Raw genomic sequence first — 23,766 nt, 5'->3', positions numbered from 1 at the left:
GGCGGCGCTTATCGAGCAGCGCCACTGCGGCTTGACGCCCGATCGGCTAGCCTGAGGCCCCGGTTTTTCCGAAGTCTGCGCAATGTTCCGCTGGTTCGAGTCCCTGATCGATATTTTCCCGCCCATCGAGCGGGAGATGCCGCCACGCAGCGTGTGGCGCTTTTACCTGCATTATCTGCGGCCGTTGTGGCCAATTCTGTTAGCGACCTTGATCGCCGGACTACTGCTGGCGCTGGTGGAAGTGGCGATGTTCGACTTCCTCGGCCGCATCGTCGACATGCTGGCCGAGCAGCCGGGGCCGGATTTTTTCCGGCGCCATGCCAGCGAACTGGTGTGGATGGCGCTGATCACGCTGGTGGCGCGGCCGTTCTTCACGGGGCTGCATAACCTGCTGGTCAATCAGGCCATCGTGCCGGGCCTGAGCAACCGTTCGCGCTGGCTGATGCACAACTACGTAGTGCGGCAGAGTCTGGCGTTCTTCCACAACGATTTTGCCGGACGTATCGCCAACCGCGTGATGCAGACCGGCACCTCGCTGCGCGAATCGGCGGTGCAGATGGTCGATGCGCTCTGGTACATCGTGGTCTATACCGGCAGCGCACTGTGGTTGTTCGCGCAGGCCGACCCGTGGTTGATGGTGCCGCTGCTGTGTTGGCTGGTGGTGTATGTGGGGTTGATGGCGTTCTTCGTGCCGCGCATGAAGGCGCGTGCGTGGGTGGCATCGGACGCGCGCTCCAAGGCCACCGGGCGCATCGTGGATGGCTACACCAATATCGCCACGCTCAAGCTGTTTTCGCATGCGCGCCGCGAAGAGGCCTACGTGCGCGATGCGATCGACGAGCTGGCGGTCAAGCATCGCCTGCAGACACGCGTGACCACCGCAATGGACACCGCCATTGCCATCGCCAACGGCTTCCTGATCGTGGGCACCTGCGGGCTGGCGTTGTGGCTGTGGAGCCGCGGCCAGATCAGCGTGGGCGCCATTACGCTGGCCACCGGGCTGGTGATCCGCATCCACAACATGTCCGGCTGGATCATGTGGACGGTGAATGGCATTTTCGAAGACATCGGCAGCGTGCAGGACGGCATGCAGACCATTGCCCAGCCACTGACGGTGCAGGACCAGCCCAGCGCGCTGCCGCTGCAGGTGACACGCGGCGAAGTACATTTCGACCAGATCCACTTCCATTACGGCAAGAGTGGCGGCGTGATCGCCGGGCTCGACCTGCAGGTGCGCGCCGGCGAAAAGATCGGTCTGGTGGGGCCCTCCGGCGCAGGCAAGTCGACGCTGGTCAACGTGCTGCTGCGCCTGTACGACCTGGAGCAGGGGCGCATCCTGATCGATGGCCAGGACATCGCCCAGGTCACGCAGGAAAGCCTGCGCGGGCAGATCGGCCTGGTCACGCAGGACACCTCGCTGCTGCACCGCTCCATTCGCGACAATCTGCTGTACGGCCGCCCGCAGGCCACCGAAGCGCAACTGCTGGATGCGGTGCACAAGGCGCGTGCGGATGGCTTTATCGACACGCTGGTGGATGGCGAAGGCCGCCGCGGTTTCGATGCACATGTGGGCGAACGCGGGGTCAAGTTGTCGGGTGGCCAGCGCCAGCGCATCGCCATCGCACGCGTGCTGCTGAAAGACGCGCCGATCCTGATCCTGGACGAGGCCACCTCGGCGCTGGATTCGGAAGTGGAAGCGGCCATCCAGGACAGCCTGGATGCGTTGATGAGTGACAAGACCGTCATTGCGATCGCGCATCGGCTCTCCACCATCGCGCGCATGGATCGCCTGGTGGTGATGGATGGTGGGCGCATCGTCGAGACAGGCACGCATGCGGAACTGATCGCGCACGGCGGCCTGTACGCCCGGCTATGGGCGCGGCAGACCGGTGGGTTTGTTGCGGCGGATGCGTGACGGGAAAAGCGACGCGTGAGGACACACAATTGGCTTCGTGTGGCTTGAAGACTTGCCAACCGAAATTAGCAAGCATCCAAGCCCCTCTCCCCTCGGGAGAGGGGTTGGGGTGAGGGTACGGGGCGTAGCCGCTTGTTAGTTGGGCAATACGAGGCTTCGCCCGCACCCTCATCCGCCCCTGCGGGGCACCTTCTCCCGGTGGGAGAAGGGATGCAGGCAGCTCTCATTGAGCCCCTCTCCCGTCGGGAGAGGGGTTGGGGTGAGGGTGAGGGTACGGGGCGAAGCCACTCGCTAGTTGGACCACACGAAGCTTCGCCCGCACCCTCATCCGCCCCTACGGGGCACCTTCTCCCGGTGGGAGAAGGGATGCAGGCAGCTCTTCATCAAGCCCCTCTCCCGTCGGGAGAGGGGTTGGGGTGAGGGTACGGGGCGTAGCCATTCGCTAGTTGGGCCACACGAGGCTTCGCCCGCACCCTCATCCGCCCCTGCGGGGCACCTTCTCCCGAGGGGAGAAGGGATGCAGGCAGCTCTCATTGAGCCCCTCTCCCCTCGGGAGAGGGGTTGGGGTGAGGGTACGGGGCGAAGCCACTTGCTATGTTGGCCACACGAGGCTTCGCCCGCACCCTCATCCGCCCCTGCGGGGCACCTTCTCCCGAGGGGAGAGGGACGCGGTCACTGAATCGGCTGATCCAGCATCAACTCGCGTGCAAAGCGCACCGGCGGTGCGCCGTAGGACAGGATCTTGTCGTGGTAGGCCTTCAGATTGAAGGCGCTGCCCAGCTTGTCCCGCACCGCCTTGCGCGTATCCAGATGTTCCTGCACGCCCACGAAGTAGGTCGGCAACTGGGCCGACGACAGCTGCGCACGCACCCACTTGCCCGAGGCTTCGCTTTCCTGCTGGAAGGTGTCGTGGGTCATCAGGTGCATCGCCTTGTCGCGATCCCAGCCGTCCACGTGTACGCCCTGGTCGAGGATCGCGTTGGCGATCGTGCGCAGATAGAACTTGAGCTGCACCAGGTGGAATAACGGGTCGTTATCCAGGTAGCCCTGTTCCTGCATCATGCGTTCGGTGTAGACCGCCCAGCCTTCGGCAAACATGCCCGAGCGCAGCACCGCGCGCAGCGTGGAGGGGAACTTGCCCGAGTGCCAGCCTTCCAGGTAATGGCCCGGGGTGCCTTCGTGGATGCTGAGCAGGTGGATCATGCGGCTGTTGTATTCGCGCAGGAACGAATCGACTTGCTTGGCATTCCAGTCGTCGGGGATCGGCGACACCGCATAGAACGTCTTGAGGTTCTTGTCGAGCGGGCCGGGCGAGTCGCAGTAGGCCACCGCCACGCCGCGCTGGAATTCCGGCATCAGGATGATGTCCACCGGCGAATCGGGCAGGGTCATCAGATCTTTCTGGCGCACGAATTCGGTGGATTGCGCGAGCGCTGCCTTGGCATCGTCCACCACCTTGTCGCGTGCCGGCTTGTCGGCGTAGGCCAGTTCCAGCGCCGCCTCGATCGCGGCCTGCTGCTGGTCATCGCTGGGCGCATCCGGCAGGGCCGGCGCGCCGGGCTTGTCCTTGAGCACGGTGCGCGCAATGCCGTACATCTCCGTGCGTACGCGCGTGAGCTCGGATTCGGCACGCTGCTTGATCTCCGCACGCGACAGCGACGACAGCAGCGCAAACTTCAGCTTCTGGTCGTACTTGTCCGCGCCCACGCGGAAGTCGCCCTTGGCGTTGGGCACCAGCACCGTGTCCAGCCAGGTTTGCTGCTCGGCCACCGCTTTCTTCAAGTTGTCGATGGCGGCCTGCGCGCGCGCGGCATCGGGCGGGGACAGCTGGCCGATGTTGGGCGCGATGAAGGTGTCGACGATGCTGAGGATGCCCTTGTTCTGCTTGGCCACCGTCTCGGCATGGATCTTCGGCACACGCGCCGGATCCAGGTTCTCGCGCGCCTGTGCGAGCAGGCTGGGGATCTTTTCCATGCGCTGGGTAGCCGAGGCCAGGCGCTCGGGCAGGGGCGCGAATTCACGCGCCATCAGGCTGTACAGCGCGCTGCCGGCCAGGCCGTTGTAGACCTGCGGGTCCCAGGCCCAGCTCTGCAGCACCTCGGTGTTCCAGATTTCCGATTGCAGCTGGTTGCGCAGGATCGCCGCGTCCACCTGGTTTTCGCGCGAGAGCTTGCTGACGTCCAGCGCATCGAGCTCGGTCAGTAGCTGCTTGCCGGCGTCCAGGCTGCGCTGGCGGCCGGCGGTGCTCAGATCATCGAGCTGGCTGTCGAAGCGGTGGTCACCGACCTGGGTGGCATTGACCGGCGACAGTTGCATCCAGGTGTCCAGCGCGTGCTTGGAGAGCGCGGCAAAGCGCGCATCCGGGCTCTGCGCATCCTGTGCAGTGGCGGCGGCGGTGCCGGCACGCGGCGGTTCGGGCTGCTGGCAGGCGCTGAGACCGGCGAGCAGGGCGAGGACGAGCAGGCGTTGACGCATTCGTGAGTCCTGGGTGGTAGCAATCGCTCAGCATAGGCATCCAGGCTGCCGGCCGCATCCGCCATTGGTTTACCCTGGCCACCTTCCAAGGAGGTGGACCATGCACGACACCGGCAGTTTTGATTGCGGACGCATCGCGTTCGATCTGCACACCGAAGCCCCTATCCGTGGCGTGTACGGCTGCAATTGCTCGCCGTGCCAAGCGGCCGAAGGAGCCAGCCGATGAGCGCCGCGCTGCGCACGGTGCTGCTGGCGTTGTTGTCCTGTGGCCTGGTGGCAGGCTGCGCTCAACAGCAGCGCGAGCTTGCCGGCGGAGCCGCTGCGCCGGCAGCGCCGCCGTCCGGCCAGGGTAATTTGCTGGCGTATGAGCACGAAGTGCGGATCGAGTTGGCCGCCGACCAGATCGGCCCGCGCATCACCGCGGTGCGCACCGCCTGCCAGTCGGCGCAGTACGGCGATTGCGCGTTGCTGGCGGTGTCACAGGAAGGCGGGCGCGCGCCCAGCGGCAGCATTCGCGTGCGCGTGGCGCCAGACGGCGTGGACCCGTTGGTGCAGCTGGCTGGCCAGCAAGGCGATGTGGCCGCGCGCACCACGCATGCCGAAGACCTGGCGCAGCAGATCGCCGACACCGGCCTGGCGCAAGCGCGCCTGCAAAACGAACATGCCCGGCTGCTGCAGCTGCAACAGCGCCATGACCTGGCGGTGACGGATCTGCTGGCCTTGTCCAAGCGGCTGGCCGAGATCGAAGCCGAAGCGCAGCAGACCCAGCAACAGGCCGCGCAGCAGCAGCGCCGCGTGCGCACGCAGTTGCTGACCATCGAATTCCGTGGCACCAGCGGCGAGCAGGGCCGTGGCGAGATCGCCGAAGCGGCTGCCGAGTTCGGTCAGGTGTTTGCCTCCAGCGTGGCCTTTGTCATCCGCGCGGTGGCGGCCTTGGTGCCGGTCGTGGTGGTGCTGGCCATCGTCGGCTGGCTGCTGCGGCTGGCGTGGCGCTGGCGGGCGCGGCGGCGCCGGGTGGTGTAACGCGTCAGGCAGGCCGGCGCACAGCGCTGGCCTGCCCAGATGCTGCGACGGCGATGCGGGCTTGGAGCAGCTATCAAAACGACTGCGCAGCCGCCAGGCGGGCGCGGCCGGTGCTCGGAATCCTCATGTACCCCCCCCGTACACTCCGGTTCCTACGCGCCGTCCGCACCCACCTGACGGCTGCTCGCTACGTTTTGTTAGCCGCTCTTAGCCCTCGTCGACCTCGAATTCAATGAAGACATCCAACTGCAGCGCCAGTTCCTGCACGGCGTCGCGCACCTTCTGTGCAGTCGATTCGTTGCCGGCTTCCACTTCGAATTCGTGCGTGCCCGGACCTTCGTCGTCGGACAGACCTGCCGAACTGGAGTCGTCATCGTCCAGGTGCGGCATCAGATCGTCGACTTCCTCGACATGCTCGATGCCTTCGATGCTTTGCAACAGATTGCCAATGGCGCGGGCATCGTCGTCGGTGCCGGTGATACGCATGCGAAGAGTCGGCATGGGCGTTAGTCCTGAGTGGTGGGAACGCAAAGCCTAGGTAGCGGCAGGCAAAGGCAAGGTGATGGCCTGCCGGCTCCACGTCATGCGATTCATGCCGGCTGCGTGCGCCAGCTTGCCTGCGCGTGTTGCGCCGTCTCCAGCACCTGCCGTGCGGCGCTGCCGAGCATGGCCGGCATGATGTAGTGACGATGCGTGCGGTGGATCGCCGCCATGTACAGGTGCCCGAACAGGTTGCGGCAATGCACCTGCGTAGCCATGGTCACCGCGAGCGTGTGTTCACCGGTGCGGCGCACGCTGATCGCCGAGCGGAAACGCACGTGTTTGTCGTCCGCGCCCAGCAGCACCTGCACCTGCCGGCCATCGGCATCGCTGCGGTGCGCCAGCACCGGGTAACGGCTGGCGAACCGCTGCGCTGCATGCGGGTCCAGTAACGACGACACCGGGCAACCCAGCGGCGAGGTGCGCAGCCCCAGCGGTCTGACCATCAGGTTGCGCAGCCGCATCAATCCGCTCACCCCGCTCGGTGGCTGGTCGATGAAGGCCTGCAGCAGCTCGCACATCAGCTCCGGCAGCCGGTCGCTGCGCAGCTGGCGCGTATCCAGTTGCACCTGATGGCTGTCCTGGTAGTGCACTGGCGCGCTGAAGTGCGCGTGCAGCAGCGCATCGTCGGCCACGGTGGGCAGTGCGCGCACACGCGGTGCCGGCGCACTGGTGGCCACGAAGCCGCCACGTTGCGTCAGCGCCAGGGCCTGGCGCAGGCGACCGGCCCAGCGCCGCGCACGGGCGCACGCACGCTGCTGCCAGCTCTGTGGTCTGACGTTGAAGGACAGCGCGGTGGTCGGCACCTCGCTGGCACGGAACTGGTCCGATTCCAGCAATGCGGTGACCGCCTCCGGCAACAGCTCGGTGAGGCTGGCGATGGTGGCCTGGCCACTGCTGACCAAGGCCTGCTGTGCGCTGTCCAGCGCACCCGCGGCTTCATCCGGATGACAGGACAGGGCGAACAACGCCGAATGGCCCGCGCTGCCGCGCGCCGGCACGAACTGATGCCAGGTGCCACCGCCAAAGCGCACCGTGAACAGGCTGTCGCCGGGCAGGTCCACATGGCGCAGCGCGTGCAGGAAGGCCTGCGGATCCTGCGCAATCTGCTGCGCCGAAGCGGTGGAGAACCGCAGCTGCGCGCCGCCGCTGCCGGTCACCGCAGTGAATACGCGGTTGCCGGCATGGCAGTGGAACGGGTGCCCCTGCGGGCCGACCGAAAACGAGAACAGCGAGGCCGGGTCGCCCAGCTGGAAGTCCGGTGCCGACAGCTGCGCCGATGGCTCGTCCAGCGCGGCGTGATGGGCCGGGTGCTGCTGTTGCCGCAGGCCGGCCTGCGCGATCAGGCCGTCGCCGGCACCTGGATCCAGCTGGGCGATCAGGATCACTTCCACCGGCCGCCCGCCGCTGCAGGAGGGCAGCAACACGCGGGGGAAACTCGCTTCGGCAACAACCTGTTGTGGGTACATGGCAATCCTTGCAGTCATGACGAAGAGCGGGATTCAGCGCGGTTTCTTGGCTAATTTGCGCGATTCGCGTTGCAACGGACCGGCCTTGGGGCAGACCTCGAAGGCGAAACCGCTGAGCGTGTTGACCATGTTGTCCGGGGTCAGCCGGTACACCACGAACTGGCCGCGCCGTTCGCTGCTGACAAGGCCAGCCGCCGACAACACCGACAGATGCCGCGAAATGGCGGGCGCACTCATCGCAAAGCGCTCGCCGATCTGGCCAGCGGTGAGTTCCTGCGCCGACAGATAGGCCAGGATCTCGCGACGTGGCCGCGATGCCAGGGCTTCGAAGATGCGATCGATCGACATGATGGCTTAGCTAATTAACGAATTAGCTAATTAACTCGTTTGATGTGCGAGGTGTCAAGCGATTTTTACTGGCGGGTCTGGCTGGGAGCGTCGCCCGTCACTGTTTGGAGAGAAGGATGTGCGGTGCAAGGCCGTGCTGGCGTGCGCGTCTACCGTTGCTTTCGCAGCCGCCTGACGCGCCACTTGGCGGCAGCTGATTGCATCGCTTGCACGACGGGAGACATCGCGGCGCAGGTGCAGGTGGCGATGCCCTACCTGCGGCGAAGGCTCACTCGGTTGCCGGCGCACGGCGCGATCGCCGCCGTTTGCCCGGCGTGTGCGCGGTCTCGCTGGTGGGCAATGCCAGCAGTTCGGCGGGCAGTGCCGGCATCGGCGTGCGCTCGTCCAGTGCTTCGCGTTTGAGCCAGTCGATGAACACGGTGGCTGCCGGGCTGGGCGCGCGATGGCTGGGGTGCACGATGTAGTACGCATAGCGCGCCTTCAAGGTCGGGCCGGGCAGGCGTACCAGCTCATAGCGCTGCAGATACGGTTGGGCAATGTGCTTGCGTGCCAGCACCGCGCCCAACCCGTACACGGCCGCGCGCATGGCATCGGTGCTGTCGTTGAAGGTGTGCATTGGCGGTAGCGTGGTGCCGCGCACCTGCGCCGCGCGGAACCAGTCGCGCCAGCCCTGCGGCGACATGTCCGACAACAGCGGCAGTTGCGCAATTTGCGCCGGCGTCTGCAACGCGGCCACTTCTGGCAACGAGGGCGAGGCCACCGGGAACAGTTCGTCGTCCATCAGGTAGTGCGAGGTCAGCCCCGGCCAGGCGCCTTGGCCATAGCGGATGCCCACTTCCGGCCCGCCTTCCTCGAAGCGCGAGAACGCCGGGTCCGACTGCAGGTCCAGGCGGATATGCGGGTGCAGGCGACAGAACCGCGGCAGGCGCGGCAACAACCAGCAATACGACAGTGAACGCAGCGTGGTCACGCGCAACGGGATGGCGTCTTCGCGCGGATGCAGATTGCCTGCCACCGCGGCGATCTCGGCCAGCGCCGCGCTCGCGGCATCGGCCAGCTGGCGTCCTTCGGCGGTGAGCATCACGCCGCGCGGCAGCCGCTGAAACAAGGTTGCACCGAGCAGTGCCTCGAGCTTGCGCACGTGGTGGCTCACCGCGCTGGCGGTGAGGTGCAGTTCTTCCGCCGCATGGGCGAAGTTCTGGTGGCGCGCGGCTGCGGCGAAGACGCCGAGCGCAGGTAGCAAGGTAGGGCGCAGGTACATGAGGCATGAGTGAGATTTGTGGCTCGCCCCGATACTACGCGCTTGTCGCGCCTGCGATGTACGCGGATGCTTTGTCGCTCCCCACCTCGATCCCGCGCCATGACCGCTCGCCTGCCCGATGTTCTTTCACGCGTGCGCACCGCCGCACCGCAGGACAGAAGGGCGCGCGCATGAGTGCCCAGCCGTCACTGCAACCGGCGCTGGGCGTGCGCGATTGGCGCACCCCGCTGGAACTGGTGTTCCTGGGAATCGTATGGGGCTGCTCGTTTCTGTTCATGCGCGTGGCCGCGCCGCATTTCGGCGCCGCGGCACTGGTGGAAATTCGTCTCGCGCTGGGTGCCGCGGTGTTGTTGCCGTTTTTGTGGGTGGCGCGCCGCCGCTTCCCGCTGCACCGTTGGCCGATGCTGGCCGCCATCGGCGTGCTCAACTCGGCATTGCCGTTCCTGCTGTTCGCCTGGGGCGCGCAGCATGCGCCCGCGGCGGTGGGCGCGATCTGCAACGCAATGACGGTGTTGTTCACTGCCCTGATCGCGTTTGTGTTCTTTGGCGAACGCATCGGCACCCGCCGCGCGGTGGCACTGTTGATCGGCTTCATCGGCGTGCTGGTACTGGCCACCGGCAAGTCCGCCGGGCTCAGCGTGGGGCCGGCCGCGTTGGCCGGCGCCACCGCGTCGCTGCTGTATGGCATCGGCTACAACCTGGTGAAACGCTACATGGGCGATCTGCCGCCGGCAGCATCGGCAGCCTCCACATTGGGGTGCAGTGCGCTGCTGTTGGCGCCGGTGGCGTGGTGGCAGTGGCCGAGCGCGACGGTGCCGGCCAGCGCATGGGCCTGCGCCGGTGCACTGGGCGTGGTGTGCACCGGGCTGGCCTTCCTGATGTATTACCGCCTGATCCAGCGCATCGGCCCCGCGCGCGCCTCCACCGTCACCTATCTGGTGCCGGTGTTCGGCGCGCTGCTGGCCTGGGCACTATTGGGCGAGGCACTGACCTGGACCATGCTGCTGGCCGCGGTATTGATCCTGGGTAGCGTGGCCTTCAGCCAACGCGCACGTTAACTACGCGCAGTTTTTCTGGGAGTCATGAGGCGAACCCGCTTTTGCGATTCCCCATTCCCGATTCCCCATTCACGCCGCAGGCGGCGTCCGCACCGGCAACGGCACATTGCACAGATCGATGTGCCCGGCCGGTCGCTTGTAGAAATCGTCCTTGCGGTTGCGGCGTGCTTCGGCTACGTCGCGGAAGGTCTGGCTGTCGGTGCGCAGTAATTGCAGCGGTGTGCGCTCGGGCAACGGCACCTCGCTGGCGAGCCGGATCGCGCGCAGCGTGGTGCGCTGTGCGGCGTCTTCGTAAAAGCCCATTGGATCAGGTCCACGCGGAATCACGCTCAGCAATTCCATGCCCTTGACCACGCGGCCGACCACGGTGATGTTGCGGTCCAGCTGACGGGGCGATTGCCCGGTGACCACGTAAAGCTCGGCGCCGATGCTGCTGTCTTCATCGTTGTTGCGGCCCGCGCCCAAGGTGCCATAGCAATGCGCCAGCCAGGTCTTGCCGCTGGCCGGATCGCGGCCCACCGGGAAACCGTCGACGAAGCCGACCTGCGGTGCCCAGCCGTCGCTGTCGGGCAGGCGCTGGAAATCCAGGCCCTGCGAGGCGCGTTCGAATTCGGCCGGCAGATGCGTTTTCGCCGATCCCAGCGATTTGGCCTTGGCCGGCGTCTCGCCGTCGGGGTCGCCGAACTGCACCACGAAATTGTCCTGCGAGCGATAGATGCTCAGCCCGTCCCAGAAGCGTTCGTGGGCCAGGGTGCGGATGTTGCCCACATGCGCCGGCGCGAACTGCGGAGCTAGTTCGATGATCACCCGGCCGCTGTCCAGTTCCAGATACAACGTGCGCTCCGGGTCGATGACGCGCCATGCGGAGGCGGGCGAGGCGTCGAGCAATTGCTGCGGGCTTCGGTAGGCAGCGCTGGCAGCGGTTGGCACCAACAGGGCGAGCAGGCAGGCAGAAGCGAGGGTGCGCAGAAGCATGAAGGCAGCCAGCGGGGAGGTGACTGATTCTTGCCGACGCGGCGCGCCAACGCAAAGGGCGGTGCGCTCCCCATGCCATACCCCAGCACCACAGCGCCGGCCCGAAGGCCGGCGTTGTGGTGATGCAAATGCAGCAGCGGCACGCTAAATCAGCTGTCTGGACACAACCGGCTCAGCGCGCCGCCGATGCAAGGTTGGAGCGGCTAACAAAACGGCGTCGTTGTTGCTAGCTGCGCTTAGTGGTTACGCACGTGCGGGCTGGTGTGGTGCTGTGCCGGCGCATGGTTGTTGCGGAACAGCGGGATCAGCTGCCACAGCGCAGACAGGCCGACCAGTGTGTACACCACGCGCGACAGGGCCGCGTCTTGTCCGCCAAACAGGGCGGCAACCAGATCGAATTGGAACAGGCCGACCAGGCCCCAGTTCAATCCGCCGACGATAAGAAGCACCAGGGTGATGACATTGATCGCTTTCATGGGAGGCAGTCCGTGTGTGGGTTTGGAGTGCCTAGACTCACCATCGCAGCGCAAATGCATCGTGAGTGTTTCAACGCATCTTTTTGCATTGCAAAGACGCATCACTCACGTGATGAGGACGGCAATCGACCTCGTCTGCGGCGTGCCGTGACACGCATTTCTCGCGCTCGTCAGCGTTGCGGCTTGCGCTTGATGTAGAGCTGCTTACGCACGCGCGCAACCACATCACCGCTGCGGTCGTGCACGTCGGTGTCGAACCAGTGCAGGTATTTTTCGCCGCTGTCGGTGGCGCTGCGCAAGGTGTCGAGGATGGCGTTGTCGAGCACGAAGTCCGCGGTCACCGTGCTACGGCCGGGCTTGATGAAGTCGATGCTGCCGGCCTTGTCCCAGACGTAGTAATCGCGTCCCAGGTTCTGCATCACCAGCAGCATCCAGAACGGGTCGGTCATGGCGAACAGGCTGCCGCCGAAATGCGTGCCCACGTAGTTGCGGTTCCATGGCCGCTGGCGCAGCTCGACCCGCGTGTAGCGGTAATCGGCCGACAACACGGTGACGTGGATGCCCGCGAACAGGAACGGCGGCCACAGGTTGAGGCCGAATTTGAACAAGGGTGCGCGCATGCTCGACGTCAGCTCTCCAGGCCAGCGCCGAGAATAACATTCGTATGCGTATGGAGTAATGCCGAAGGCACGTCGCGCTGCAGATGCGGCCGCGCCGGCCGGCATCTGCAGCGCGCAGGGATCAGAACAACAGCGCCGACATCTTGCGGCGGTAGCGGCCCACCAGGTCTTCGTCCTCGATCACGCGGAACGCGTCGATCAGGCTACGGCGCGGCAGGTTGTCCTCGAAACCGCGGTTCTGGCGCAGCATTTCCAGAAACTGCTCCAGCGCCGCTTCGTCGTCGCCTTCGAGCAGGTGACGGACCCCGAGCAGATGGCGCGCGTGCAGGTCGCTGCCATCGGCGGCCACCGTCGCCTGCAGGGCGGCGGCGTCGGGCGCATCCTTGAGCACGTTCGCAAAGCCCAGCCGCGCCTTGGCGCGCACGGCACGGTCGTCGGTGGCCAGGTTGGCGGGCAGGGCGTCGATCAACTGCTCGGCCTCGAGCGTGTCGCCGGTCTTGAGCAGCGCCAGCGCCAGGTCCAGCTTGAGTTCGTCCTTGTCCGGCTCGGCGGTGATCGCTTCACGCAGCGCGGCGACCTGCGCCTGCGGGTCCAGCGGCGCCAGCGGAACCTCTTCGGCCACCTGTGGCTCGGCCGGCAGCACGCCGTGCTGGGTCAGGAACTCGCGGATCTGGCCTTCCGGCATGGCGCCCGGGAAGCCGTCCACCAGTTCGCCACCCTTGACCAGGAACACGGTGGGAACCGAACGGATCTGGAAGGCCGCAGCGATCTGCTGTTCCTTGTCCACGTCGACCTTGGCCAGCTCAAAAGCGCCGTTGTAGTCGGCTGCCAGCTTTTCCAGGATCGGGGTCAGCGATTTGCATGGCCCGCACCAGGTGGCCCAGAAGTCCACCAGCACCGGTGTCGTCAACGATTTCTGCAGGACCTCGGTCTCGAAGGTGTCGGTGGTGACATCGAATACATGCGCTTTGTCGGACATGGGTTTCCAGGAGAATGACGGCAACAGTGGACCGTAATGGTGGCAAACCCGGCCCAGACAAGGCCAGCGTTGCCGCCACCAGGGGTTCACGCCGCGCCCGCCGCGCACGACAATGCCGTGCTCTGGCGCGTTGCGCGCCGCGACGTGGAGCAGGGCGATGGCGATCATCGAGGGTGTGCAGCGGTATCTGGGCTTGATCGCCGCCACTGCCTTTGTGCTGGCAGTGGCCGGCTTCGGGGCCGCGCTTCCCGGCTATCTGCAGGGCAGCCACCCGGTGGCATTGCTGGGCGCAGCCGGGGTGCCGCATGCGCTGGGCTTCAATCTGCTGGCGTTCGTGCTGGTGGGCGGGCTGGGCATGGCCACCGGCATCAGCCTGCTCGCCCGCATGCCGTCCAAGGCCGGCTGGAGCCTGCGCGTGGGTGGGCAGTTGATCGTGCTGGCGGGCCTGGCCTTCATTGGCATGGGCCTGTTGCCGCTGGATCCCACCGACCTGGACGGGCGCGCCAGCCAGTCGCATGCCACCGCCTGGCTGCTGTGGGCGGTGGCCTTCGTGCCCGGCATGCTGTTGATCGCCGCGCAGTTGCTCAACCAGCCCGGCATGCGCGCGCTGGCGTGGCTGAGCCTGGCGGCCGGCCTGCTGGTGGCGGTGCTCTCGTTCGGCCCGCCCGGGTTGCTGCGCCAGGCCGTGGCCCAGCGCGTTGCGTTCCTGGCCTGGGTGGGCTGGTTGGCGGTGGCGGGCTGGTCCTGGCCGGCGTTGGTGCAGCCGGGTAGCCGCCCGGTCTGAGACAGCGGTTTGGAGCACCTGCTGCACTGCGGTACCCTGTACCGCTTTGCACCGCCCGAGCATCTGCTCCCAATGTCCACCGTCGAACCGAACGCCTACGACCCCCAGCAGGTCGAAACCTCCGCCCAGCAGTTCTGGGATGCCACCCGCGCCTTCCAGGTCGACGAGAACTCGGACAAACCGAAGTTCTATTGCCTGTCGATGCTGCCGTACCCCTCCGGTGCGCTGCACATGGGGCATGTGCGCAACTACACCATCTCCGACGTGGTCAGCCGCTACAAGCGCATGACCGGGCACAACGTGCTGCAGCCGATGGGATGGGATGCGTTCGGCCTGCCGGCCGAAAACGCCGCGATCAAGAACAAGACCGCGCCGGCCAAGTGGACCTACGCCAACATCGAACACATGCGCGCGCAGCTGAAATCGCTGGGCTATGCGATCGACTGGTCGCGCGAGTTCGCCACCTGCACGCCGGACTATTACGTGCACGAGCAGCGCATGTTCACCCGGCTGATGCGCAAGGGCCTGGCCTATCGCCGCAACGCGGTGGTGAACTGGGACCCGATCGACCAGACCGTGCTGGCCAACGAGCAGGTGATCGATGGCCGCGGCTGGCGTTCTGGCGCATTGGTCGAAAAACGCGAGATTCCGCAGTGGTTCCTGCGCATCACCGATTACGCGCAGGAATTGCTCGACGGCCTGGATCAGTTGGACGGCTGGCCGGATTCGGTCAAGACCATGCAGCGCAACTGGATCGGCCGCTCGGAAGGGCTGGAGATCCAGTTCGACGTGCGCGACACCACCGGTGCCGCGCTGGATCCGCTGCGCGTGTTCACCACCCGCCCGGACACCTTGATGGGCGTGACCTTTGTGTCCATCGCCGCCGAACACCCGCTGGCGCAGCACGCGGCCAAGTCCAATCCGGAACTGGCCAGCATGCTGGAGACGCTCAAGCACGGCGGCGTGTCCGAAGCCGAACTGGAAACCCAGGAAAAGCGCGGCATGGCCACCGGCCTGACCGCGGTGCATCCGATCAGCGGCGACGAAGTGCCGGTGTGGGTGGCCAACTTCGTGCTGATGGGCTACGGCACCGGCGCGGTGATGGCAGTGCCGGGTCACGACCAGCGCGATTTCGAGTTCGCCAACAAGTACGGCCTGCCGATCGTGCAGGTGGTCAAGCTGCGCGAGCCGCGCAACGACGACGAACAGGCCTGGGATGCCGCGCAGTGGCGCGACTGGTACACCGACAAGAGCCGCGAGCTGGAGTTGATCAACTCTGCCGAGTTCGATGGCCTGGATTACTACGGCGCCTTCGAAGCATTGGCCGAGCGCTTCGAGCGCAAGGGCCAGGGCCAGCGCCGTATCAATTACCGCCTGCGCGACTGGGGCGTGAGCCGCCAGCGCTATTGGGGCTGCCCGATTCCGGTGATCTATTGCGCCAAGTGCGGCGCGGTGCCGGTGCCGGAAGACCAGCTGCCGGTGGTGTTGCCGGAAAATGTGGAATTTGCCGGCACCGGTTCGCCGATCAAGACCGACCCCACCTGGCGCCAGACCACCTGCCCGGAGTGCGGCGGCCCGGCCGAGCGCGAAACCGACACCTTCGACACCTTCATGGAGTCGAGCTGGTACGTGGCGCGCTACACCAGCCCGAACGCACGCGACATGGTCGACCGCCGCGCCAACTACTGGATGCCGGCCGACCTGTACGTGGGCGGCATCGAGCACGCGATCCTGCACCTGATGTATTTCCGCTTCTATCACAAGCTCATGCGTGACGCGCGGCTGGTGGATAGCGACGAGCCGGTGACCAACCTGCTCACCCAGGGCATGGTCATCGCCGAGACGTTCTATCGCGACGCCGACAACGGCGGCAAGGACTGGATCAACCCGGCCGATGTGGAAATCCAGCGCGATGAGCGTGGGCGCGTGGTCGGCGCCAGCCTGATCGCCGACGGCCAGCCGGTTCATATCGGTGGCACCGAGAAGATGTCCAAGTCCAAGAACAATGGCGTGGACCCGCAGGCCATGGTGGCCAAGTACGGCGCCGACACCGTGCGCCTGTTCTCGATGTTCGCCGCACCGCCGGAGCAGTCGCTGGAATGGAACGAGGCCGGTGTCGACGGCATGGCGCGCTTCATGCGCCGGCTGTGGGTGCAGGTGCACAAGCATGTGGGCGAGGGCGCTGCCGCTGCAGTGGATGTCGCCAGCCTGAGTGCCGAGCAGAAGGCGATCCGCCGCAAGACTCACGAAACCATCGGCAAGGTGGACGACGACTACGGCCGCCGCCACAGCTTCAACACCGCCATCGCCGCAGTGATGGAGTTGTCCAACGCGCTGGCCAAGTTCGACGACGCCAGTGCGCAGGGGCGCGCGGTGCGCCAGGAAGCGCTGGAAGCGATGGTGCTGCTGCTCAACCCGATCACCCCGCATGCCAGTCATGCGCTGTGGCAGGTGCTGGGCCGTGGCGAAACGCTGTTGGAAAACGTGCCGTTCCCGCAGGTCGACGCGGCGGCGCTGGTGCGTGACGCGCTGACGCTGGCGATCCAGGTCAACGGCAAGTTGCGGGGCGCCATCGAGGTGGCCGCCGACGCAGCGCGCGAGCAGATCGAAGCACTGGCGCTGGCCGAGCCGAACGCGGCCAAGTTCCTGGAAGGCCTGAGCGTGCGCAAGATCATCATCGTGCCCGGCAAGATCGTGAATATCGTGGCGGGCTGAGTGCTGCGCAGTGCCGGGTTGCCAGGCCCGGTCCGGGCGATTTGCCGGATCGGCGCCTGGCGACGGTAGCTTAGGTTTTACCTGTGTTGCTGGCGATGCATTGCATTGGTAATTGGTAAGTCGCAATGCGCCGTTGCGGGTGGTGCCGCGTTTCGCGTGAGGAACTCCACTGGTGCGTGGTGACGCGCGCGGGGGGATTGCTCGGGCGGTTCACGGCAATCATCGCAATCGCGCGTGGCGACGTTTGTCAGATCTGTTGCCGTGTTCCCGGTGATTCAGTTCATTGGCGCGTGGCGACGCGTTTTTCATTTCCGGGCGCCGCAATGTAGTGCGGCGCCCTCTCAAGCCCCGTTCACGCCGTCTCGGGCAGGCTAGCCGCCTGTTGCCGCCGCCGGGGCGCTCCTCCAGACTGTGCCCATGATCCGATTTCCTACTGCCTTCGCCGCCTCCCTCGTGCTTGTCTCGAGCCTCACCGCCTGCGGCTTCCACCTGCGCAATTCGTTGGCGCTGCCGCCGGATACCCCCGCGGTCAAGGTGCAGTCGGCGGTGCAGTACAGCGAACTGGCCAAACTGCTGCGCCGTGGCCTGAAGGCCGCCGGCGCCACCCTGGCCGACGACGACGCCAAGAGCGGCTTTGCGCAGCTGCAGGTGTTGTCCGAGCGCTGGGGTGATCTGCCGATCGCCATCGACAGCCAGGGCCGTGCGCAGGAATACAGCCTGCGCTACGCGGCGATCTTCACTGTGACTACCGCCAATGGCGCAGTCCTGGTACCGCAGCAGGTGATCGAGCTGTCGCGTGATTACGTGTCGCCGCCGGTGGATGCCACCGGTACAGCGACCGAGCGCGAGATCCTGGCCGACGAGCTGCGCAAGGACATGTCCGCCTCGATCCTGCGCCGCATCGACAGCGTGGTGCGCGCCCGCGTGGAGCGCGGCGAATCGCTGGAAAGCACGCCCACCGCGCCGCTGCAGCCCAGCACCACGCCGCCGGTGCAGCCGTCCGGCACGCCGGAGTCGAGCGTGCCGGCCACGCTGCCGCCCGCACCGCAGCCGTCGAACAACAACTAAGCGCTCGCGCGCTTTTCGTCCATGGAACTACGCCCAGAGCAGATGGCCGGCCAGTCCAGCCAGCCGTTGCAGCCGGTCTATCTGATTGCCGGCCCGGAAACCTTGCGCGTGCTGGAGGCCGCCGACGCGGTGCGCGCCCGCGCGCGCGCCGAAGGCATCAGCGAGCGGGAAGTGTTCGACGCCGACGGGCGTGAGTTCGACTGGAACCAGCTGGACGCCAGCTTCAATGCGCCCAGCCTGTTCAGCCCGCGCCGCCTGGTCGAAGTACGCATGCCCAGCGGCAAGCCGGGCAAGGACGGCGCCGAGGTCATCACCCGGTTCTGCGCCAACCCGCCGCCGGACGTGGTGTTGCTGATCACCGCTAACGACTGGAGCAAGTCGCACCAGGGCAAATGGGCCGATGCGGTCGGGCGGATCGGCACCATCGCCGTGGCCTGGGCGATCAAGCCGCATGAATTGTCGGACTGGATCGAGCGCCGCCTGCGCAGCCAGGGCCTGCGTGCCGATGCGGCCGCAGTGCAGCGGCTGAGCGAGCGGGTGGAAGGCAACCTGCTGGCCGCCGCGCAGGAGATCGACAAGCTCGCGTTGCTGGCCGATGGCAAGGTGCTGGATCTGGAGGCGATGGAATCGCTGGTGGCCGATGCCGCCCGTTACGACGTCTTCCGCCTGGCCGAAACCACTTTCTCCGGGCAGCCGGCCGCGGTGGTGCGCATGCTCGCCGGCCTGCGCGCCGAAGGCGAGGCAGTCGCGGCGCTGATGCCCATCCTGATCAAGGAATTGCTGCGCACCGCTTCCCTCGCCAAGGTGCAGGCGGGCGGCGGCAACCTGGGCGCCGAAATGAAGGCCCAGGGCATTTGGGAATCCCGCCAGGCACCGTTCAAGCGCGCCCTGCAACGGCATCCTGAGCCGCGCCGGTGGGAGCGCTTCGTCGCCGAGGCCGGGCTGGTCGACCGCATGGCCAAAGGCCGCGCCGAGGGTGACCCCTGGGTGGCGCTGGAACGCCTGCTGGTCGCGGTGGCCGAAGCTCGCGCGGTGAGATTGCTGGCGTGACAGCGGGGCAGGCCGGAACTGCTGAGCGGGGCGCCGGCGCCGCAGAGCGAGAGCCTCCAACCGCAGCGCAAGGCGCACGGCCGGTACCTCCCACCGGCGTCGCTCCAACGTCACCAGCCACCAACGCGCAGGCCGCCGCGTCAGAGGCGCTTCTTCCCGAATCCCAAATCCCCGATCCCGAATCCCGGTCCAACACCGATTCCCGATTGCCGATTCCCGATTCCCGCCCCAAGCTCCACCTCTACTACGGCGGCACCTTCGACCCGATCCATCTCGGCCACCTGGCCATTGCCTGCGCCGCACGCGATGCGCTCGGCGCGCAGGTGCATCTGGTGCCGGCCGCAGACCCGCCACATCGCCCCGCGCCCGGTGCCACCGCCGCGCAGCGCACCCGCATGCTAGAACTGGCCCTGGCCGATCTCCCCGGGTTGCTGCTGGATACCCGCGAGGTGCGCCGCGCCGCGCAGGGCGGGGCGCCGTCCTACACGGTGGACACCCTGCACGAGGTGCGCGCCCAGTTTGGGCCCGGCACGCCCGTCGCCTGGCTGCTGGGTGCCGATGCCTTCGTTGGCCTGCCCGGCTGGCATGAGTGGACCGAACTCTTCGGGCTGGCGCATCTGGTGATCGCTGCGCGCCCCGGCACGGCGTTGGACCTGGCCGATGCGCCGGTGCTGGCACAGGCGGTGCAGGGCCGATGGGCCACGGACGCGCGCGACCTGCTCACCGCACCGGCCGGTCGGCTATGGCGGCTGCCGCATCCGTTGCGCGGCGAATCGGCCAGCGCGGTGCGCAGCCGCATCGCCGCCGGTGGCCAATGGCAGGAGCTGGTGCCGCCGGCGGTTGCCGCATTGATCGCCGAAGAAGGCCTGTATGGCTGCGTTCGGCCGGCTAGCTGAACACGCGAGCGGCCGGACTTGCCTATAATTCACCCAAATCTATCGAGTTGCCTGCTTTGACCAGCCAAGCCCAAGTCATCAAGACCTCCATTCCGAACCCGCCGCCGTCCGTGCCGGCCCTGTTGGCCACCGTGCGTGAGGCCGTCGAGGAGCTGAAAGCCAAGGACGTGGTCGAGATCGACGTGCGCGGCAAGTCCAGCGTCTGCGATTACATGGTGGTGGCATCGGGCACCTCGACCCGCCACGTGAAATCGATCGCCGAAGAAGTGGTGAAGTTCGCCAAGCGTCTGGACGTGATGCCGCTGGGCGTGGAAGGCGAGCGCGAGGCCGAGTGGGTGTTGGTGGACCTGGGCGATGTGGTGGTGCATGTGATGCTGCCGCGCGTGCGCGAGTTCTATGCGCTGGAGCGCTTGTGGACTGTTGGCGACCAGCGTCCGTCCGATCTGGAAGAGGCGGACGACGACCAGGCTTAAGTCTGCGCAGCTGCGTCACAGCAACGAACGGCGCCCTCGGGCGCCGTTCGTGTTTGCGCGTGGTCGGGCGGCTTATAGCGGCCCGCGCTCCCACGGGCCGGTGATGGCCAGGGTGATCCCCGGGGTCTGGATGTTGACGAACAGCGTCTGCGCCAGCGGATCCCAGCAGGCGCCGCAGAACTCGGTGTCGCGGTAGTCGCCCTCGGCAATGGTCTTGCCGGCATCGGCGATCTGCTGCGAGGTCAGCTGCACATTGTTCTTGGCTAGATAGAACGACTCACCATTGCGGGTCAGGCCCAGCAGACGCGCACCCGGGCCGTATTCGTCCGGGCTCTCGCCGCCGTCTTCGCACAGCACCACGCCACCGCGCGCGCTGACGGTGACGTTGTCCGGGTTATGCGCCGCCAGCTGGTTGCCGCTGACGAACAGCGCGCTGAGCCGCTGGGTAAACAGGTCCAGCACCCACACCGCGCCATTTCCGTAGCCGCGCCGGCCCTGTGCATCCACGCCGGTGCTGGTGTCGACAATGAACAGCTTGCCGTAGCTGTACCAGATGCCTTCGCCGCGGCTCATGCGCAGCGCGCCATCGGCCCAGGCCTGCGCGAACGGGCCGCTCAGGGTGTCGTTAGCGCCGATGTCGGCAAAGCCCGCCGGTGCAGCGATGCTGTCCAGATCCGGCTCTTCGATGTCGACCCATTCCAGCTGGAACTGCTGGCCGATGCTGGCCACGGTGAGGTCGGCGTTGCGCTTGCCACGCACGCGCGCGGCCTGCAGCCGGCCGCCGTTCTCCAGCGAGCCGTTGCGACCGCGGCGGTCGTTGGGAATGAAACGGTACAACCCGGCCTTGTTGCGGTCGTCTTCGGTGAGATAGACGATGCCGGTGCGCGGGTCGATCGCCACCGCCTCATGGCTGAAGCGGCCCAGCCCGACCAGCGGCCGGCCGGTGGTGCGGTGGCTGTCCGGATCCACTTCGAACACGTAGCCGTGCTTGCGCCCGGTGCTGGAGACCGCATTGGTCTTGATCTCTTCGCAGCTCAGCCAGGTGCCCCACGGGGTCGGACCGCCGGCGCAATTGACCAGGGTGCCGCCCAGGCTCGGTTCCAGGCTGCCCCAGCCGCGTCGCCCATAGCTCAGCGTGGTGGTGCCGCCGCCGGCCTGCGCGGTGCCGCTGACGATGCCGGTGTCGTACATCGCCGGCGCGCGGAACTGGCTGGCGGCGCCACGCTCGTGATTGCGGATCAGCACGTATTCCAGGCCGCGCAGGCCATCGGTGCCGGGGCGCCAGCCGGGCCGACGCAGGCTGACCACGGCCATGCCGTCATGCCGGTCGGGGCAGGGTTGGCCATCGTCCATGCGGTCGCCGCTCCAACCGAACGACCGGTAGCTGAAGCCGCGCGGCAGCTGCAGCAAGGGCAGGCCGGTGCTCTGGTCGGCGACCGGCGCGAGCGGGCCGTAACGGCTGGGCACCGGCGCCAGGCGCATGGAGGGCGTGGTGGCGGCCTGGGCCTGGCGCGATTGCAATGCGCTCAGGCTGCCAAGGGCACCGGCGGCCATCACGGCGGCGCTGCCTTTCAGGACCTGGCGACGGGCGGGATCGAAAACATGCATCGAACGACTCCTGCGGGCTGGGTGGTCGGGCGACACTAATTGCCCCCTGTAACCACGCCATGACACACAACGGCAAATCGCCACGGACTGCCCAGGCTGTGACGCGGATATCATGTACGGATGAAATGCCGACTCATCGCCACCGGCGAGCGCGCACCGGCCTGGGTGGCGCAGGGCTTTGCCGAATATCAGAAACGTCTCTCGCACTGGATGCCGCTGGAGCTGGTCGAGATCGAACCCGGCCTGCGCGGCAAGGGCCGCGACGCGCAACGCGCCATCGACGACGAAGGGCGTCGCGTGCTGGCGGCGCTGCCCAAGAATGCACATGTGGTCGCGCTCGATGTGCCCGGGCGCCCGCTCAGTTCCGAACAGCTGGCCCAGCGCATGGAACATTGGCGCGGGCAGGGCCGCGATCTGGCCTTCTTGATCGGCGGGCCCGAGGGCCATGCCGCCGACGTGGTGAAGAGCGCCAACGAGAGCTGGTCGATCGGCCCGCTAACGTTGCCGCACATGCTGGTGCGCCTGATCGTCGCCGAGCAGCTCTATCGCGCGGCCGCAATGCTGGCCAATCATCCTTACCACCGGGCGTAGTGGCGTCATGGCACGTGCTGTGCAGCTGGCCTGATCAGCGCAACTGAGCGCTGATTGTGCAGCGTCCAGCTTGATGCACTCGGCAGTTGCGGCCTGCTTGTACACGCGTCGTCGCTATTTCAAGCAGGGCGTCCTCACCATCGCGCGTCATGGCGTCATGGCGAGCACTGTGCAGCTAACTTCATCAAGTGCTTGGTCGCCGATTGTGCAGCGTCCAGATGGAGATGTTCGGCAGTCGCGTCCAGCGTGTACCAAGCGTCGTCGCCGTGCTGATCATGCCGGTGGGGATGACGCCTGGTCACTAGCCGGTCCCGTGTTGGTCGCTTCAAACCTGTTGATGTGGCAGGTCATCGCCTGCGTTCCCTGGATGACGCACAAGGCCACCGACACGGCAGCGTCGGTGGTTACGCTTGCTGCCGAGCGCGCATGCGTGCTCGGCAGGGGGGCGGTATGTGGAGATTGGCAGCACTGCGGCGGCTGCAGGTGCAGGCCGCCGCGTCAGTCAACGCTTCAATTCAACGAAAAGCTCACCGGAACCAACCCGTAGGCCTGCACCGCCTGGCCGTTCTGCATTGCCGGCTGGAAGCGCCAGCTGCGCAGTACCTGGCTAAGCGCGGCCAGATCGAGCGCGCGGTGACCGCTGCTGGTTTGCACGCTCACTTCGGCCGGGCGGCCGTCGGTACCCACCAGCACGCGCAGCATCACCGTGCCCTGTTGCCCGGCGCGCAGCGCGGCCACCGGGTAACTCGGTGCGGGCGCGCTGAGATAGTGCAGCTGCCCGGCGTCCACCGGCCCGTTTGAAGGGGTGTCGGCCGGGGCGCTGATAGTCGGCGCCGTATCCGACACTGCCTCCAACGCCACGTGCGCGGTGTCGACCACCGCTGTCTGCGTCACCGATGGCTGCTTCACCACCGGATCGGCAATGACGGGCGTGCGCGTGCTGGGCGCCTTGAACGTCACCTCGACCGGAAACACGAGCGGCGGCGGGGGCGGCGTCGCTGGCACGGTGATCGGCATCAGCCAGCGCTCCTTCGGCGTGGGCGGTTGCATGACCTGGTGGTGCGACAACGGGATCAACAACAAGCCACCGGCCAGCAGATGCAGCGCCACGGCCGTGCTCATCGCCAGGACGCGCGATGTGTCGATGCCAAGGGGACGGGAAGAAACCTGCGATTGCGTGCGAACCATCATCCACCTCCAAAACGGAACTGCGGAAAGGACCAGCGCGGCCCGGACGCACTACACCATCCGGTAGCGTAGGTTTACCGCAGCGCGCACGGCTGCACAAGCGACGCGTGGTGGCGACTGCAAGCAGCTTGGTCGATCGTGGGTGGAATGGTGCGTGGGCAATCGGCGCCATGCCCGCTTGCGTGAAGCGTGGGAGGTGTCGCCGTGTTGCTCGATGCGTCAGGAAGGTGCGAGCGGCTGTGGGCGTGCCTGCG

At 66.7% G+C, this 23,766-nt stretch carries 21 protein-coding genes, 1 other RNA gene and 1 pseudogene; 12 read left to right on the top strand and 11 right to left on the bottom strand.

What is annotated here, in order from left to right:
• Positions 1–82: 82 nt before the first annotated feature.
• Positions 83–1,915: an ABC transporter ATP-binding protein gene (locus QRM89_RS12210; protein ID WP_285448115.1), complete on the top strand. Its 1,833-nt coding sequence runs from the start codon at positions 83–85 to the stop codon at positions 1,913–1,915.
• Between the two features lie 672 nt (positions 1,916–2,587).
• Here the strand turns inward: QRM89_RS12210 and QRM89_RS12205 are convergent.
• The gene (locus QRM89_RS12205) at positions 2,588–4,390 is read right to left on the bottom strand and encodes a DUF885 domain-containing protein (RefSeq protein ID WP_285448114.1); all 1,803 of its coding nucleotides are present in this window, start codon (positions 4,388–4,390) and stop codon (positions 2,588–2,590) included.
• A 100-nt stretch (positions 4,391–4,490) separates the two neighbouring features.
• Here QRM89_RS12205 and QRM89_RS12200 point away from each other — a divergent pair.
• The 3 genes and pseudogenes from QRM89_RS12200 to QRM89_RS12190 form a co-directional block, all read left to right on the top strand.
• A pseudogene (locus tag QRM89_RS12200) lies at positions 4,491–4,592 on the top strand (aldehyde-activating protein); the annotation flags it as partial.
• Between the two features lie 20 nt (positions 4,593–4,612).
• A complete protein-coding gene (locus QRM89_RS12195) occupies positions 4,613–5,413 on the top strand; it encodes a DUF4349 domain-containing protein (RefSeq protein WP_042598281.1) in 801 nt (266 codons plus the stop codon).
• A 125-nt stretch (positions 5,414–5,538) separates the two neighbouring features.
• Positions 5,539–5,616, top strand: a non-coding RNA gene (locus QRM89_RS12190) — sX9 sRNA.
• 4 nt (positions 5,617–5,620) lie between these two features.
• Here the strand turns inward: QRM89_RS12190 and QRM89_RS12185 are convergent.
• The 4 genes from QRM89_RS12185 to QRM89_RS12170 form a co-directional block, all read right to left on the bottom strand.
• On the bottom strand, positions 5,621–5,914 hold the full coding sequence (locus tag QRM89_RS12185; protein WP_014508313.1) for a hypothetical protein: 294 nt from the start codon (positions 5,912–5,914) through the stop codon (positions 5,621–5,623).
• 89 nt (positions 5,915–6,003) lie between these two features.
• Positions 6,004–7,338 carry a DUF2867 domain-containing protein gene (locus QRM89_RS12180; RefSeq protein ID WP_285448224.1) on the bottom strand — a complete coding sequence of 445 codons (1,335 nt, stop codon included), beginning with the start codon at positions 7,336–7,338 and terminating at the stop codon, positions 6,004–6,006.
• A 117-nt stretch (positions 7,339–7,455) separates the two neighbouring features.
• Positions 7,456–7,770 (bottom strand): metalloregulator ArsR/SmtB family transcription factor, encoded by a 315-nt coding sequence (locus QRM89_RS12175; RefSeq protein WP_012437889.1) that lies wholly within the window; start codon positions 7,768–7,770, stop codon positions 7,456–7,458.
• Between the two features lie 268 nt (positions 7,771–8,038).
• Complete coding sequence (locus QRM89_RS12170) at positions 8,039–9,031, bottom strand: LysR substrate-binding domain-containing protein (protein ID WP_285448113.1); 993 nt, start codon at positions 9,029–9,031, stop codon at positions 8,039–8,041.
• A 170-nt stretch (positions 9,032–9,201) separates the two neighbouring features.
• On the opposite strand from QRM89_RS12170, the gene QRM89_RS12165 reads away from it, so the two are divergent.
• Positions 9,202–10,089, top strand: coding sequence for a DMT family transporter (locus tag QRM89_RS12165; protein WP_285448112.1), 888 nt, complete (start codon positions 9,202–9,204; stop codon positions 10,087–10,089).
• Positions 10,090–10,158: 69 nt separating this feature from the next.
• Here the strand turns inward: QRM89_RS12165 and QRM89_RS12160 are convergent, their stop codons facing one another.
• The 4 genes from QRM89_RS12160 to trxA form a co-directional block, all read right to left on the bottom strand.
• A complete protein-coding gene (locus tag QRM89_RS12160) occupies positions 10,159–11,064 on the bottom strand; it encodes a peptidylprolyl isomerase (RefSeq protein WP_285448111.1) in 906 nt (301 codons plus the stop codon).
• Between the two features lie 236 nt (positions 11,065–11,300).
• Positions 11,301–11,540, bottom strand: a complete 240-nt coding sequence (locus tag QRM89_RS12155; protein WP_042598290.1) for a DUF378 domain-containing protein — start codon at positions 11,538–11,540, stop codon at positions 11,301–11,303.
• Positions 11,541–11,710: 170 nt separating this feature from the next.
• On the bottom strand, positions 11,711–12,160 hold the full coding sequence (locus QRM89_RS12150) for a DUF4442 domain-containing protein (RefSeq protein WP_285448110.1): 450 nt from the start codon (positions 12,158–12,160) through the stop codon (positions 11,711–11,713).
• 121 nt (positions 12,161–12,281) lie between these two features.
• The gene (gene trxA, locus QRM89_RS12145; RefSeq protein ID WP_042598294.1) at positions 12,282–13,139 is read right to left on the bottom strand and encodes a thioredoxin; all 858 of its coding nucleotides are present in this window, start codon (positions 13,137–13,139) and stop codon (positions 12,282–12,284) included.
• A gap of 157 nt (positions 13,140–13,296) precedes the next feature.
• On the opposite strand from trxA, the gene QRM89_RS12140 reads away from it, so the two are divergent.
• From QRM89_RS12140 to rsfS, 6 genes are all read left to right on the top strand, one after another.
• Entirely contained in the window at positions 13,297–13,923 is a 627-nt protein-coding gene (locus QRM89_RS12140) for a DUF998 domain-containing protein (RefSeq protein ID WP_225042374.1), read from the top strand.
• A gap of 72 nt (positions 13,924–13,995) precedes the next feature.
• On the top strand, positions 13,996–16,638 hold the full coding sequence (gene leuS, locus QRM89_RS12135; RefSeq protein WP_285448109.1) for a leucine--tRNA ligase: 2,643 nt from the start codon (positions 13,996–13,998) through the stop codon (positions 16,636–16,638).
• Between the two features lie 417 nt (positions 16,639–17,055).
• Positions 17,056–17,706 carry an LPS assembly lipoprotein LptE gene (gene lptE / locus QRM89_RS12130; protein ID WP_285448108.1) on the top strand — a complete coding sequence of 217 codons (651 nt, stop codon included), beginning with the start codon at positions 17,056–17,058 and terminating at the stop codon, positions 17,704–17,706.
• 21 nt (positions 17,707–17,727) lie between these two features.
• On the top strand, positions 17,728–18,756 hold the full coding sequence (gene holA, locus QRM89_RS12125) for a DNA polymerase III subunit delta (protein WP_115573234.1): 1,029 nt from the start codon (positions 17,728–17,730) through the stop codon (positions 18,754–18,756).
• Positions 18,753–19,652: a nicotinate-nucleotide adenylyltransferase gene (gene nadD, locus QRM89_RS12120; RefSeq protein ID WP_076054625.1), complete on the top strand. Its 900-nt coding sequence runs from the start codon at positions 18,753–18,755 to the stop codon at positions 19,650–19,652. The genes holA and nadD overlap by 4 nt, the downstream gene beginning before the upstream one ends.
• A 56-nt stretch (positions 19,653–19,708) precedes the next feature.
• A complete protein-coding gene (gene rsfS / locus QRM89_RS12115) occupies positions 19,709–20,125 on the top strand; it encodes a ribosome silencing factor (protein ID WP_075285540.1) in 417 nt (138 codons plus the stop codon).
• A 72-nt stretch (positions 20,126–20,197) separates the two neighbouring features.
• On the opposite strand, the gene QRM89_RS12110 is transcribed toward rsfS, so the two are convergent.
• On the bottom strand, positions 20,198–21,733 hold the full coding sequence (locus tag QRM89_RS12110) for an alkaline phosphatase PhoX (protein WP_011037744.1): 1,536 nt from the start codon (positions 21,731–21,733) through the stop codon (positions 20,198–20,200).
• Positions 21,734–21,853: 120 nt separating this feature from the next.
• On the opposite strand from QRM89_RS12110, the gene rlmH reads away from it, so the two are divergent.
• On the top strand, positions 21,854–22,324 hold the full coding sequence (gene rlmH / locus QRM89_RS12105) for a 23S rRNA (pseudouridine(1915)-N(3))-methyltransferase RlmH (RefSeq protein ID WP_011037743.1): 471 nt from the start codon (positions 21,854–21,856) through the stop codon (positions 22,322–22,324).
• A gap of 510 nt (positions 22,325–22,834) precedes the next feature.
• On the opposite strand, the gene QRM89_RS12100 is transcribed toward rlmH, so the two are convergent.
• A complete protein-coding gene (locus QRM89_RS12100) occupies positions 22,835–23,515 on the bottom strand; it encodes an energy transducer TonB (RefSeq protein ID WP_285448107.1) in 681 nt (226 codons plus the stop codon).
• Positions 23,516–23,766 lie beyond the last annotated feature (251 nt).

It is taken from the genome of Xanthomonas sp. LMC-A-07 (assembly GCF_030208825.1).
GTDB classification, from domain to species: domain Bacteria; phylum Pseudomonadota; class Gammaproteobacteria; order Xanthomonadales; family Xanthomonadaceae; genus Xanthomonas; species Xanthomonas campestris.
Note: the sequence above shows the minus strand (reverse complement) of the source record. Positions and strands in the feature narration are given on the sequence as shown.